Origin of the sequence: Pseudomonas sp. SG20052 (genome assembly GCF_031766055.1) — a bacterium.
GTDB classification, from domain to species: domain Bacteria; phylum Pseudomonadota; class Gammaproteobacteria; order Pseudomonadales; family Pseudomonadaceae; genus Aquipseudomonas; species Aquipseudomonas mandelii.
In genome coordinates this window covers 6,004,245-6,017,982 of sequence record NZ_CP134498.1, presented here as the reverse complement: position 1 = coordinate 6,017,982, position 13,738 = coordinate 6,004,245, and the positions used below count along the sequence as shown (strand labels likewise).

Below are 13,738 nucleotides of genomic sequence, written 5' to 3'. Positions count from 1 at the left end.
GACCGGTTGTTTCCAGTCCTTGATTCGCGGCTAACACATCACCGAGGGATGCGTAGAAAACGCGTCCCGGCTCTTTAAGAGATCTAACGAATGACCCTGAAGACCATCGAAGGTACCTTCATCGCCCCTAAAGGCCGCTACGCTCTGGTAGTGGGCCGTTTCAACAGCTTCGTCGTTGAAAGCCTGGTCAGCGGTGCAGTTGATGCCCTGGTTCGCCACGGCGTGAGCGAAAGCGACATCACCATCATCCGCGCGCCTGGCGCCTTCGAAATCCCGCTGGTTGCGCAGAAAGTCGCTCAGAAGGGCGAGTACGCGGCAATCATCGCCCTGGGCGCGGTCATTCGTGGCGGTACTCCGCATTTCGAATACGTGGCGGGCGAATGCACCAAGGGCCTGGCCCAGGTGTCCATGGAGTTTGGCGTTCCAGTCGCATTTGGCGTGCTGACCGTTGATTCCATCGAGCAAGCCATCGAACGTTCCGGCACCAAGGCCGGTAACAAAGGCGCCGAAGCTGCCCTGTCCGCTCTGGAAATGGTCAGCCTGCTGGCGCAGTTGGAGGCCAAGTGATTAGCGACGAAAGTGATCGTTTCAACCCGCGCGATCCAAAGCCTGCGGATGCCGGCAAGCCATCGAAAAGCGTCAAGCGTCGCGAAGCCCGTCAGCTCGCGACCCAGGCGCTGTACCAATGGCACATGGCCAAGCAGTCGCTGAACGAGATCGAAGCGCAGTTTCGGGTCGATAACGATTTCAGCGATGTCGATGCCGCATACTTCCACGACATCCTGCACGGCGTTCCGGCCAACAAGCCTGAAATCGACGCTGCACTGACGCCGTGCCTGGACATCACCATCGAAGAGCTGGACCCGGTTGAACTGGCTGTTCTGCGCCTGTCGACCTGGGAACTGCTCAAGCGCGTCGACGTGCCGTACCGCGTTGTGATCAACGAAGGTATCGAGCTGGCGAAAGTCTTCGGTTCCACCGATGGCCACAAATTCGTCAACGGCGTACTCGACAAGCTGGCCCCGCGTCTGCGTGAAGCTGAAGTGAAGGCGTTCAAGCGCTAATCGGCGCTTGATAGCTGCCACATGGGCGAGTTTGAGCTGATCCGCAATTTCTTCGCCGCCGCGCCTTGTGCGCAAGGCGGCGAAGGCGTTGCCCTCGGGATCGGTGATGACTGCGCCTTGCTCGCTTTTCCCCCCGGGGAGCAGTTGGCCATTTCCACCGACACGCTGGTTACCGGCGTGCATTTCGCAGAGCCTTGCGACCCTTTTCTGCTCGGTCAGCGTTCGCTGGCTGTGGCCGTCAGTGATCTGGCCGCCATGGGCGCCACCCCCGTTGCCTTTACCCTTGCCCTGACCTTGCCGACGGTGACCGCCGATTGGCTGGACGCTTACGCCCGTGGTTTGAACGTCATGGCGCAGCACTGTGGCGTGGCGCTGGTGGGCGGTGATACCACGCGGGGGCCGCTGAGCCTGACCATGACCGTGTTTGGTCGTGTGCCGGCCGGCAAGGCGTTGACCCGCAGCGGTGCGCAGCCCGGCGATTTGCTCTGCGTGGGCGGTGAGTTGGGTAATGCAGCGGGTGCCTTGCCGCTGGTGCTGGGGCAGCGGACGGCTGACGCCGCCATCGCTGATCCATTGCTGGCCCATTACTGGTCGCCGCGGCCGCAGCTGGCGTTGGGCCAGGCGCTACGCGGCAAAGCCACGTCGGCGCTGGATATCTCCGACGGCCTGCTCGCTGACTGCGGGCATATTGCCCTGGCGTCGAAGGTCGGCATTCAAGTTGAACGGGACCGATTGCCGCTGTCGAACGCTTTAGTGGCCTTCCTCGGCCAATCGGACGCCGAAGCGGCAGCGTTGAGCGGCGGGGACGATTACGTGCTGGCCTTCACCCTACCGTCCGTCGAGTTGCCCGCGTTGCTGGCCGCCGGCTGGCCGATCCATGTGATCGGGAGGGTAGAGGCCGGGCAGGGCGTGGTACTGCTGGACGCCGATGGACAGGACATCACCCCGCAAACCCGGGGCTATCAACATTTTCGGGAGACACCGTGACAGATCATCCCAAACAGGTCCCGGCGGAATTCGTACCGCCTTCGGTCTGGCGCAATCCCTGGCATTTCCTGGCGTTCGGCTTCGGCTCGGGCACCTTGCCAAAGGCACCGGGCACCTGGGGTTCGTTAGTTGCGCTACCCTTTATCCCGTTGTGGCAGATGCTGCCCGACTGGGGTTACTGGCTGATGCTCGGCATCACCATGCTGTTCGGCTTCTGGCTGTGCGGCAAGGTCGCCGACGATTTGCGGGTACACGATCACGAAGGCATCGTCTGGGACGAAATGGTCGGGATGTGGATCACCCTGTGGCTGGTACCGGAAGGCTGGTACTGGTTGCTGGCGGGGTTCCTGGTGTTCCGCTTCTTCGACATTCTCAAGCCCTGGCCGATTCACTGGATCGACCGGCATGTGCACGGTGGCGTCGGGATCATGCTCGATGACGTATTGGCAGGCGTGTTTGCGTGGTTGGCCATGCAAGGGCTGGTGTGGATTTTCGCCTGACGGGCGAGACAGGGGACTAGGGATGGCTCGGCGCTGGTGGGTTGTGATGGTGTTCGCCATGTTTTGCTCGATCGTCCGAGCGGGCGATGCCACGACGACGCCGTCCGTGATTCATATGGCCAGCGAAGACTGGGAAGACTACACCGCCGCTGACGGTCATGGCCTGGGTTGGGACGTGCTGCGGGAAGTGTTCGAGCCGGCCGGTGTCAAACTGGACATCCGCACCGAGCCTTACACCCGCTCCGTAGGCCTGGCGCAACTCCGCGAAGTGGATGCCTGTGTCGGCTCCTACCGCAACGAAAACAGCGATCTGCTTTATCCGCGCTGGAACTTCGATACCGATCACATCTACGCCCTGGGCCTGGCAAGCAATCCGGCACCGACCCTGGAGACGCTGGGCAACTATCGACTGGCCTGGGTCCGCGGCTATGACTACCAGGATTACCTGCCCAACGTGCAGCGCTATAACGAAGTCATCCGGCGCACCGGGATTCTGTCGATGCTGACCCACAACCGCGCCGACTACTACATCGATGCGCTGACCGAAGTCGACTATGTCCTCAAGTGGGCCAAGGATCCTTCGCAGTTTCGTCGTACCCACATCGCGGAATTGCCGCTGTACCTGTGCTTCGCCGATACGCCCAAGGCTCGGACGTTGATGGCGCTGTTCGATGAGCGCATGGAGTTGCTGGTGAAAAGCGGCCGGTTGAAACCGATCTTCGAACGCTGGAAACAACCCTATCCGTTCGATTCGAAATGAACACAAGTCCCTGTGGCACTGATGATTTCCTGTGGGCGTGAGCCTGCTCGCGATGGCGACTATCTGTTAAAGATCGGTGTTCCGACACACTGCTATCGCGAGCAGGCTCACTCCCACAGGGTGCTTGGACGGACCTGAGATCTAACTTTTTGATCGTTATGCCCCATAATTCAGCCTAAGCGTCTGTAGGAACCTGCTGTTACAATGCCGCCTCTGCGAAACTCCAGTACTCATTGATCAGGAGCACACCGGTGCCTGTCGTTTTTGTCGCCGCTTCCAAGCTGCCAACGCCTTTTGCGCAATTCACCATGCACGGCTTTCTCGACGAAGAGAACGGACGCGAGCACGTGGTGCTGAGCCTGGGTGAGTTCGCCGACGGTGCCCCGGTACTGGGTCGGTTGCACTCCGAATGCCTGACCGGCGACGCCTTGTTCAGCCAGCGTTGCGACTGCGGCTCGCAGCTTGAGGCCGCCTTGCAGGCCATCGCTCGTGAAGGCCGTGGCGTGTTGCTTTACCTGCGTCAGGAAGGTCGTGGCATCGGCTTGCTGAACAAGATCCGCGCCTATGAGTTGCAGGATGGCGGTGCCGACACCGTTGAAGCCAACGAGCGTCTGGGCTTCGCCGCCGACCAGCGTGACTACGCCATGTGCCTGCCGATGCTGGAGCACCTGGGCGTGAAATCCCTGCGCCTGATGACCAACAATCCGCGCAAGGTCAAAGCCTTGACCGACATGGGCATCGTGGTCGCCGAGCGTGTGCCGCTGCACACCGGTCACAACCCGCACAACAAACTCTACCTGGCCACCAAGGCCAGCAAGCTCGACCACATGATGGGCAACGAGCATCAGGGCGAGGCAGACCGGGCGTGACGCGCGGTCAAGTACGGCGGCGATTGTCCTTCAACTGGTGGCAATACCTGGCTCTGGCCCTGCTGCCCCTGTTCGTGATCAATGGCGTGTTCGGCCAGGGCGAGGCGCTCCTGCCGGTGCTGGCGATGCCGTTTTTCATCGCTGGTGTCGCCTCGATGTTTGTCAGCCTGAAGTTTTTTGGTGGCTACAAGCACGCATTGATCGCCACCCAGAAAGCCCTCGACACCCCGGAAGAACCCGCCGCCTGGATTGCCCTGGCCGCCAAGCGCCGCACGGCGTTGCTGGTTGCGAGCCTGCCGGCCTGGATCGGCGCGTTGGCGGTGTTCGTCGGCCTTGAAGCGGTGCCGTTGGTGCTGCTGGCGCTGTCGACCACCGTGCTGTTCTACCTCTACCGTATCCCGCGTCAACTCGGCTGATGTATCGCTTCTGGCTGGCGCTGATGCTGCTGGCCGGCAGCGGCATGGCCTGCGCTGTTGAGCGCGTTGTCAGCCTGGCGCCGTCTCTGTCTGAAATCGTTGTCGAACTGGGCTCCGCGGACCTTCTGGTCGGCGTGCTGGATGCCGGTGAACGTCCTGCCGAACTCAACGGGCTTCCATCGGTTGGCCGCTATGGCCAGTTGGATATGGAGCAGTTGCTCAGCCTGAAACCCGATTTACTTCTGCTCTGGCCCGGCAGCGTTGGCCCGGCCCAGCGTGAACAACTCAAGCGCCTGAACATCCCTACGTATGTCGCCGAACCCCACAACCTCGAACAACTGACTGCGCAGATCGAAGCAATTGCCACGCAACTCGGTCGGCTTGAGCGTGGCGTTTCATTGGCCGCGCAATTACGCCAGCGCCTGGATGTGCTGCGCCAGCGATATCGCCGGGATCAACCGTTGCGGGTGTTTTATCAGGTGTGGGATCGGCCGCTGTACACCGTTGGCGGCGGGCAGATCATCAGTGATGCGCTGGAGGTGTGCGGGGCGCGCAATGTATTCGCCGACCTGACATTGCCGGCGCCGCAGGTCAGCGTCGAGGCGGTGTTGCAGCGTAATCCCGACGTGATTCTGGCCAGTGATCAGGCGCAGCTGGAGGCGTGGAAAGCCTGGCCGCAGGTGGCGGCGGTGGCGCAGGGGCGGTTGCTGTTGGTGACGGACAAGGGGCTGGAGCGGCCGAGTGGGCAGATGATCGAGGCGACGGCCAAACTTTGCCAGGTCATCGCGCCCGACCGCTAAGACCAAGGTGCGTCCTTCGCGGGCAAGCCTCGCTCCTACAGGTCCGGGGTGATCCTTGTAGGAGCGAGGCTTGCCCGCGAAGAGGCCCGCCCGAACACCGCCCATTCAGAGTCCAGGCGTCCAGGTCACCCCAAACATCCACGCCCGACCTTCCTCGCGATACCCATACTGACTGCCATCATGGGTGTACAGCGCCCGGCTATAGCCCTTGTCCAGCAGGTTATCGACTTTCAGCTCAAGCTTGACCTCGCGATTCAATTCCCAGCTGCTGCGCAACCCCAGCAGGGCATAGCCACCCAACGGCTGTTGATTGTTCAAGTCGTCATAGCTGCTGCTCACCGCTTGCCAGCTGGCGCCGAGGCCGAACCGGTCGAACTGACGATCCAGGTCCAGGCTCAAGGTGCGCCGCGCACGACGGGCCAGGGTATGGCCGCTGTCGCGATCCCTTGGGTCGATGATCGCCACGCCGAGGTTGCTCTGCCAGCCGAACAGTTCTTGTTTCAGAGCCGCTTCGAACCCGTTGATCCGAGCCGAAGCCACGTTCTGTGGCCGTGAGTTGCTGCCAAAAATAATCGCGTCTTCAAGGTCCGTGCGATAAAGCGAAGTTTCGAGACGACTGGTCTCGGTCAACTGACTGCGCCATTGCAGCTCGTAGCTTTTCGAGGTTTCAGGCTTGAGGTCCGGGTTGCTGAAGTCCGGGTAGTACAAGTCATTGAAGGTCGGTGCGCGGAAACCTTCGCTGTAGGTCAGTAATACGTCGTTGTCCGGGTTCAGCGGCAGGGTGAAGGTGCCGCTCCAGCTGTTCTGGCCGCCAAACTGCTGGTTCTGGTCCCGGCGCAGACCCAGTTCCGTGGAGAAACTGTCCGCCTGGTAGCGATGCTGGATAAACGCTGCGCGGTTCCAGCGGCTGTCCTCGTCGAACGGGGTGCTGCTGTTGATCCGGTCTTCGTACCAGTCGGCGCCGAGAATCAGGCTGTTGCGCTCATTGAGCGTCAGGTCGTTCTGCCAGTTCACCGAATCACGGTACGTGTTGAACACGCTGCGTTCATCGCTGAGTTTGTCGAGGGTCTTCTCGCGGTTTTCGCTGTGACCGAATTCGACGCGGGTTTTCCAGATGTCGTTGACCCGGGCATCGACATAGCTGCTGATGCTGCTCACGGCAAAGTCGCTGTAAGGCTGCTGCTGGAGCGATTCGAAGGTCGTCGTGTCAAAGCGCCCGAATGGATTGTCGAACTCGCTTTTGCCGCGGTTATCCAGCAGGTTGGCGCCGATTTCGATGTCGTCGGTGAGGGCATGGCTCAGGCTCAGACTGACCGATTTGTTGCGGTATTCGTCATGATCTCCGTCGCTGGGATAGGACTCGTGGGTGCGGTTGATCCCGGCGGTTTCATCGAGGCTGGCGCCGAGGTTGAAGCGGGTTTTCTCATCGCCACCGGATAATCCGAGGCTGCGCTCCCAGGTCTGATGGCTGCCAATCCCCATGTGTATACGTGGTCGCAGGCCTTGTTCGCCACCACGGCGAGTGAAAATCTGGATCACGCCGCCAATCGCATCACTGCCATAAATCACTGAACGGGAGCCGCGCAGCACTTCCACGCGCTCGACCTGGTCGATGTTGATGTGTTGCAGGTTGCTGTCGCCGGAGGTTGAGTTGCCGATGCGTTGGCCGTCCACCAGCACCAGGCTCTGCGCTGACTGGGTGCCGCGAATGTAGATCCCCGGCAGACTGCCGCGCCCGCCGGTTTGCACGACTTGCACGCCGGGTACACGACTCAGCAAGTCCGTGACGCTGCCCGGTTGCAGGCGGTCGATGTCGTCGCGGGTGAAAACGGTGTTGGCAGCGCTGCTGTCGTTACGCGCTTCGACCTGACGGTTGGCGCTGATCAGCACTTCAGGGAGTTTCAGGGCTTGATCGCGCTCGAAGGTGTCGGCCAGGAGTTGGCCGGCCGGCAGCAGGGTCAGCGTCAGGGCGAGGGGGGAGAGTTTCATCGGTAATCCGTTGGCGCTTTAAAGCGAACACAAATTTTGAAAGGCACAGAAAACCAATGTGGGAGCGAGCCTGCTCGCGATGAGGGTGTGTCAGTCAAAGAAGAGGTGACTGGCAGACCGCTATCGCGAGCAGGCTCGCTCCCACAAGGGGTTTTGCATTTGTTCAGATGTTGAGTAGTTGCAGGCGCTGGCGAACCGAAGCCTCGATCCCGGCCTCATCCAGCCCGCACTCGGCCAGCATCTGCGCAGGCTTCGCGTGCTCGACGTAACTGTCCGGCAAGCCCAGATGCAGCATCGACTTGAGGATGTTTTCACGCGCCAGGAACTCGCTGACCGCGCCACCGGCGCCGCCCATGATCGCGTTCTCTTCGATCGTCACCAGTAACTCATGGCTGCCGGCAATGTCGCGAACCAGGTCTTCATCCAGCGGTTTGACGAAACGCATGTCGACCACGGTTGCATCCAGCGTCTCGGCGACTTTCAGCGCCTCGGCCAGTTGCACGCCGAACACCAGCAGGGCGACTTTGCTGCCCTGGCGACGAACCACGCCTTTGCCGATTTCAATCGGTTGCAAGTCTTTCTCGATCGTTGCATTCGGGCCGGTGCCGCGCGGATAACGCACCGCCGCCGGGCCGTTGAACAGGTGACCGGTGGTGAGCATTTTGCGCAATTCGTTTTCGTCGCTCGGGGTCATCACCAGCATGCCGGGGATGCAACGCAGGAACGACAGGTCGAAGCTGCCCGCATGGGTCGGGCCGTCTTCACCCACCAGCCCTGCGCGGTCGATGGCGAACAGCACGTCGAGGTTTTGTACCGCGACGTCATGGATCAGTTGATCGTAACCGCGTTGCAGGAAGGTCGAATAAATCGCCACAACAGGTTTCGCGCCTTCGCAGGCCATGCCGGCGGCGAGGGTCACGGCGTGTTGCTCGGCAATCGCCACGTCGAAGTAACGCAGCGGGAAACGCTCGCTGAACGCCACCAGGTCGGAGCCTTCTTTCATCGCCGGGGTGATGCCCACCAAGCGCGGATCAGAGGCGGCCATGTCGCATAGCCATTCGCCGAACACACCGGAATACTTCGGCCCACCGGATTTCTTCGGTGCAGCGGCCGGCGCATCAACGGGCTCAAGCTTGGTGATGGCGTGGTAACCGATCGGGTCGATTTCCGCCGGGGCGAAGCCTTTGCCTTTCTTGGTGACGACGTGCAGAAACTGCGGGCCTTTCAGATCGCGCATGTTGCGCAGGGTGGCGATCAGGGTCGGCAGGTCGTGGCCATCGATCGGGCCGATGTAGTTCCAGCCCAGCTCTTCGAACAGCGTGCCGGGAACCAGCATGCCTTTGGCATATTCTTCGGTGCGACGGGCGATTTCCCAGGCACCGGGCAGGCGCGACAGGACCTTTTTGCTGCCTTCACGCATGCTCGCGTAAGTGCGGCTGGAAAGGATCTTCGCCAGGTAGTTCGACAGCCCGCCGACGTTGCGCGAGATTGACATGTCGTTGTCGTTGAGGATCACCAGCATGTTGGCGTTCACTTCCGGCGCATGGTTCAGCGCCTCGAAGGCCATGCCCGCGGTCAGTGCGCCGTCGCCGATCACGGCAATGGCCTTGCGATCACTGTTCTGCAGGCGGGCGGCAATCGCCATGCCCAGCGCTGCGCTGATCGAAGTGCTGGAGTGGCCGACGCCAAAGGTGTCGTACTCGCTCTCGGAACGACGCGGGAAGGCAGCGACGCCGTCCTTTTGGCGCAGGGTGCCCATGCGCTCGCGACGGCCGGTGAGGATTTTGTGCGGATAGGCCTGATGACCCACGTCCCACACCAGCCGGTCGTCCGGGGTGTCGAAGACGTAATGCAACGCGATGGTCAGCTCGATGACGCCCAGGCCGGCACCGAAATGCCCGCCGGTCTGACCGACCGTGTAGAGCAACTCCAGGCGCAACTCATCGGCCAGGGTTTCCAGCTCGGCTTCGCCTAACCGGCGCAGGCCGTCCGGCGTGTTGGCACGGTCGAGCAGGGGCGTGGTCGGGCGCTTGCGGGGAATCTCATGAAACGTCGTGGGCATCAGGCGAATCGTTATAGGTATAAAAGATGCGGCAGTTTACCTGATGCATCGCCCCCTGCCCACGCGTTGCTTTTAACTTGGCGGATACGCCGTCAGCTGCGTCGCTCGACGATGTAGCGGGCCAGATCGCGCAATGGCTCGGCTGCCGCGTCAAACGGTCGCAGTGCGTGCAGGGCCTGATCGCGCAGTTCCAGGGCGTAGGCCTTGGCCGCGTCGAGGCCGAGCAGGGCCGGGTAGGTCGGTTTGTCGCGCGCGATGTCGGCACCCTGGCGTTTGCCGAGGGTTTCGGTATCGCTTTCGACGTCGAGAATGTCGTCCTGCACCTGGAACGCCAGGCCGATGGCCTGTGCATAAGTCTGCAAGGACTTCAGTTCGTCCTTCTCGGCACGGCCGCTGGCCAGGGCGCCGAGTTTGACGCTGACCTCGATCAGCGCGCCGGTCTTGTGCCGGTGCATGGTTTCGAGGGCTTTTTGGTCAAGTTTCAGACCGACCGAACCAAGGTCGATGGCCTGACCGCCGACCATGCCGGCCGGGCCTGCCGCCAATGCCAGGGCGCTGACCATCTGCAGGCGGAGGTGATCTGAGGTGAGAGCCGCGTCCGACGTGCTCAGGCGCGGGTCGAGCAGGGCGCTGAACGCCAGGCTCTGCAAGCCGTCACCGGCAAGGATCGCGCAGGCTTCATCGAATTTTTTGTGAGTGGTCGGCTGGCCGCGACGCAGATCGTCGTCGTCCATGGCTGGCAGGTCGTCGTGTACCAGGGAATACGCGTGAATCAGCTCCACCGCGCAGGCCGCGCCGTTGGCTTGCTCAGCCTTGCCACCGAGCGCTTCGCACGCGGCGTAGGCCAGGAGCGGGCGAACCCGTTTGCCACCATTCATCACGCTGTAGCGCATGGCTTCGTACAACCGCGCGAGCTCAGGGCTCGGTGCGTTGAACAGGGTTTCCAGTGCAGCGTTGACGCGGGCCTGGCTGGTCGCCGAATACGCAGCAATCATTCCGGCTGATCCGCGTCGAAGGGTTCCTCGGCCAGCTCGCCATCACGCTCGAGCAGCACTTGAACCTTTTGCTCGGCCTGGGCCAGCGCCGCCTGGCAATCGCGGGTCAGACCGATGCCCTGCTCGAAAGCCGTCAGCGAGTCTTCCAGCGACAATTCGCCGTTCTCCAGTCGCTCCACCAGCGTTTGCAGGTCAGCGAGGGATTGTTCGAAATCCAGTGCAGCTTTTTTGCGGGCCATGGCGGCTATTTCCGGTTGACGTTAAACCGGCGCGACACTAGCAGACATGGGGGTTATGGGCAAATGAGGGCGGGTTTTTGAGCCTTGATCGCAAGTTGAAAACACCCCTTGTGGCGAGGGAGCTTGCTCCCGCTGGGTCGCGCAGCAGCCCCAAAACCATTTACCCAGGGTTTTCAGGAAGACCGCATTCAGCCATTTACGGCTGCTGCGCAGCCGAGCGGGGGCAAGCCCCTCGCCACAAAGGAATGTCGCTTCTGTGAGTGATGGGGATTATTCGGCTCATCTCGTGAGCCGAATAAACTCGCTATTCGGCTCACGGACTCAAATGAGCGTGATTCCTACCGCAAATATAGATGTATCCGATTGTTAAAAAACCGCCAAATGGCTAACCTTCGCGCCTTCTACGACCCAATAGTCACGGGTCTTTCTGACGAAACGCAGTTTTAGGATCTGTAACGCGCCGAGGATCGGGTGCAAGGTTTCGTTATGCATGGCAGGAGGCGTCACATGCGTTCATTTCTTCTGGTGCTGATGGCGTTGGTCTTCGCGACCGCTGCCTGGGCCGAGCCGACGGCTGAGTTGTCGGAGCCGGTGGGCGGCTGGCGCTTCAACGGCCTGCTGGACCGCAGCGAATATCCTCAAGTCGCCTATCCGACGCCGCCCATCGACCGGGGCGTGCAGCGCAATCGCACGATGATCCAAGGCCAGCTCAAGGCCATCGGCACGCAACGCGGGCCTCATACGCTGGCCGTCAACGGCAATCCCCTGAATCTGTACACCGACGACCAGGGGCGATTCGCCCGGCCGTATGCGTTCGGCGCCGGTTCCAACAGCGTCGAAGTGCGCAGCTCTGAAGGCAAATCGCTCAAGCGTGTTCAATTCTATGAAGCCAACAACCTGCGCACCCCGGCGCGGATTCGCGTGGTGCTGGGTTGGGATGACCCGAAAGCCGAACTCGATCTGCACATCATTACCCCCGACGGCCAACACGCGTTCTGGGCTCGCCCGGCGATGAGCAATGGCGGCGGGTTGGATCCGGACGGCGTCGATGGCCCCGGCCCGGAAATGTTCACCATGACCGCGCCGATGCATGGCACCTATCTGGTTTACGTGAACTATTGGGGCAACTTCGGCAGCGGCGGCTATAACTTCGAGGAGACCAGCAACCAGAACGAGGTGATCACCTCGCAGATCAACCTGGTGCTCAACGAAAATACTGTCGACGAAAAACGCGAGACCTTCATCGTGCCCCTGCGGGCCATCGGTGACCTGCTGCTGGTCAAGACTTTCAACTATTAAGCATCCCGCTCCACGGATGACATCGGGTTTTGTGAACATGAGCGATAACACTGTTTCTCCGGCCGCCGAAACGCCAGCTGCCAAAACTCCTCGCCGCTGGCCGGCGCTACTGGTCGGGCTGATCCTGGTGGCTGGCGTCGCGGCTGGCTTAGGCTGGTTCATGCACAAACCCAAGGCGCCACCGGCCGAACTGGCCAGCGACAAGCTGGGCATGAGCCGCCCGGACGGTCTGCTCGAAACCCATTCCCTGAGCCAATTGCCCAAAGACTTGCTGGCGGTGCCGTTCCTCAAGGAAACCCTGACCGAGGATTTCGTCTTCTATTACGAAGCGCATGCGGATCGCCTCGGCCTGATCGGCAGTCTGCGGCGGATCATTTACGAACATGACCTGAAGTTGCAGGACAGTTTGATCGAGCAGCTCTTCGATCAACCGGCGGATGTGGCGTTATGGCGCGGGGCGGACGGCCGTCTGAAAGACTTTTTGTTGGTGATGGATCGCGGTGGGCTGGCCAAGGTGCTGGAGCCGCTGGCGAAAGTGGCGCTGGATGATTCGCAGCTGACCACCGTTGCCACAGTGAAAGTCGGCACCGACGATGTGACGCTTTATCAACTCACTTACAACGCCAGCAAGGCGCTGCTGTTCGCCTCCCATGGCGACAAACTGGTGGTGCTGTCCAACCCGACCAAACTCTACGATTCAGAAGGCGGAGCTTCGGAAGAACCGGGCAGCGTCTCGACCCAGTCCATCGCCGCGTTGCTCAACGGCGACAAACTGTTCCCCGAAGCCTTCGGCCTGCCACCGCGCGCGCCCGAGGTGAAACAACGCCTGTCGGTCAACGCGAGCGTCCTGGCCATGGGTTACCAGCGTTTCATCCCGAATTTCGCCGGCCTGCGCTTCGACATGGACGACAAGGGCTGGCACAGCTTCCTCGCCATGGACGAACTGGACAACCAGCCGGACTTCGATTTCAAACCGATCTGGCAAGCCATGCCAATGGGCGCCAGCGCTTGCGTGGCCCTGCCGCTCGCCGCCGAACAGCAGAAACCGCTGCTGGTGAAACTCGGCGCCGAAGAATCCGTCGCCCAGGCGCTGACCGAACACATGGCCGGGGCCGCCGGACTGTGCTGGTACGCCGATTCGCGGTTGTACACGCCGTTGCTGGTGGCCAGCCTGAATGACGACGACAGCGCCAAACTCGACGGTGACTTGGGCAACCTGTTCGGCTCGATGGTTGGCGCCTATGAAGGCAACGTCGAAGAACACGCGTTCCCGGTGGTCGAGAAACAGGAAGGCCAAAGCCATCAGTGGCAGCGTCAGGTCAGCTCCAACTTCGGTCCCTACAAAGCCAAGGACGCCGAGAACCCTGACGCGATCACCGGCAAGGCGTTCATGAAAGTCAGCCTGGCGCGTCACGGTTCGACGTTGCTGTTCTCCCTCGATGACAAGCTCGTGGACAAGGCCCTCGGCACCCTCGACAAACGTTTCCCGCCGATGGCTGATGTGGTGCCGAAAGACCTGCTGATGCCGGTCTACTTCGGCCCGGAATCCATGGCGCAACTGATGCAGCAGGAAACCCTCGACAGCCTGCCGCAGGACATGGAGCCGGTGTTCTACAACGCCGCGCAAACCTACTTGATCCCGAAACTGCGCAAGCTCGGCGGCTACGGCAAGTACGCCCTGACTTTGCCCGAAGGCAGCGAGCCTGACGGCCATTGGCAGTGGCTGCCGCTGGAGTGGAAAGCGCTGTGACCGCACTT

General features: G+C 61.4%; 14 protein-coding genes. 10 read left to right on the top strand and 4 right to left on the bottom strand.

The features are described from left to right. Positions 1–90 precede the first annotated feature (90 nt). From ribE to RHP74_RS27625, 8 genes are all read left to right on the top strand, one after another. The gene (gene ribE / locus RHP74_RS27660; RefSeq protein ID WP_003185938.1) at positions 91–567 is read left to right on the top strand and encodes a 6,7-dimethyl-8-ribityllumazine synthase; all 477 of its coding nucleotides are present in this window, start codon (positions 91–93) and stop codon (positions 565–567) included. Then, positions 564–1,064 (top strand): transcription antitermination factor NusB, encoded by a 501-nt coding sequence (gene nusB / locus RHP74_RS27655; protein ID WP_077749235.1) that lies wholly within the window; start codon positions 564–566, stop codon positions 1,062–1,064. The genes ribE and nusB overlap by 4 nt, the downstream gene beginning before the upstream one ends. A 21-nt stretch (positions 1,065–1,085) precedes the next feature. Then, a complete protein-coding gene (thiL, locus tag RHP74_RS27650; RefSeq protein WP_311096744.1) occupies positions 1,086–2,051 on the top strand; it encodes a thiamine-phosphate kinase in 966 nt (321 codons plus the stop codon). Next, positions 2,048–2,551 carry a phosphatidylglycerophosphatase A gene (locus RHP74_RS27645; protein WP_008033735.1) on the top strand — a complete coding sequence of 168 codons (504 nt, stop codon included), beginning with the start codon at positions 2,048–2,050 and terminating at the stop codon, positions 2,549–2,551. The genes thiL and RHP74_RS27645 overlap by 4 nt, the downstream gene beginning before the upstream one ends. Before the next feature lie 22 nt (positions 2,552–2,573). After that, positions 2,574–3,311 carry a transporter substrate-binding domain-containing protein gene (locus RHP74_RS27640; RefSeq protein ID WP_311096743.1) on the top strand — a complete coding sequence of 246 codons (738 nt, stop codon included), beginning with the start codon at positions 2,574–2,576 and terminating at the stop codon, positions 3,309–3,311. 251 nt (positions 3,312–3,562) lie between these two features. Then, on the top strand, positions 3,563–4,180 hold the full coding sequence (gene ribA / locus RHP74_RS27635; protein ID WP_027924335.1) for a GTP cyclohydrolase II: 618 nt from the start codon (positions 3,563–3,565) through the stop codon (positions 4,178–4,180). Next, positions 4,177–4,596 (top strand): MFS transporter, encoded by a 420-nt coding sequence (locus tag RHP74_RS27630; RefSeq protein ID WP_282411589.1) that lies wholly within the window; start codon positions 4,177–4,179, stop codon positions 4,594–4,596. Before ribA ends, RHP74_RS27630 begins: the two co-directional genes overlap by 4 nt. After that, positions 4,596–5,396, top strand: coding sequence for a cobalamin-binding protein (locus RHP74_RS27625; RefSeq protein ID WP_311096742.1), 801 nt, complete (start codon positions 4,596–4,598; stop codon positions 5,394–5,396). The genes RHP74_RS27630 and RHP74_RS27625 overlap by 1 nt, the downstream gene beginning before the upstream one ends. A gap of 105 nt (positions 5,397–5,501) precedes the next feature. On the opposite strand, the gene RHP74_RS27620 is transcribed toward RHP74_RS27625, so the two are convergent. The 4 genes from RHP74_RS27620 to RHP74_RS27605 form a co-directional block, all read right to left on the bottom strand. Continuing rightward, positions 5,502–7,385, bottom strand: coding sequence for a TonB-dependent receptor domain-containing protein (locus RHP74_RS27620; RefSeq protein WP_311096741.1), 1,884 nt, complete (start codon positions 7,383–7,385; stop codon positions 5,502–5,504). A gap of 163 nt (positions 7,386–7,548) precedes the next feature. Continuing rightward, a complete protein-coding gene (gene dxs / locus RHP74_RS27615; protein WP_010467331.1) occupies positions 7,549–9,447 on the bottom strand; it encodes a 1-deoxy-D-xylulose-5-phosphate synthase in 1,899 nt (632 codons plus the stop codon). 92 nt (positions 9,448–9,539) lie between these two features. After that, a complete protein-coding gene (locus tag RHP74_RS27610) occupies positions 9,540–10,442 on the bottom strand; it encodes a polyprenyl synthetase family protein (protein WP_010467332.1) in 903 nt (300 codons plus the stop codon). Beyond that, a complete protein-coding gene (locus tag RHP74_RS27605; protein ID WP_007894317.1) occupies positions 10,439–10,681 on the bottom strand; it encodes an exodeoxyribonuclease VII small subunit in 243 nt (80 codons plus the stop codon). The genes RHP74_RS27610 and RHP74_RS27605 overlap by 4 nt, the downstream gene beginning before the upstream one ends. A gap of 507 nt (positions 10,682–11,188) precedes the next feature. On the opposite strand from RHP74_RS27605, the gene RHP74_RS27600 reads away from it, so the two are divergent. Continuing rightward, the gene (locus tag RHP74_RS27600) at positions 11,189–11,980 is read left to right on the top strand and encodes a YfaP family protein (protein ID WP_102593818.1); all 792 of its coding nucleotides are present in this window, start codon (positions 11,189–11,191) and stop codon (positions 11,978–11,980) included. A gap of 37 nt (positions 11,981–12,017) precedes the next feature. Next, the gene (locus RHP74_RS27595) at positions 12,018–13,730 is read left to right on the top strand and encodes a DUF2138 domain-containing protein (RefSeq protein WP_010467334.1); all 1,713 of its coding nucleotides are present in this window, start codon (positions 12,018–12,020) and stop codon (positions 13,728–13,730) included. The last annotated feature ends 8 nt before the right edge of the window (positions 13,731–13,738 follow it).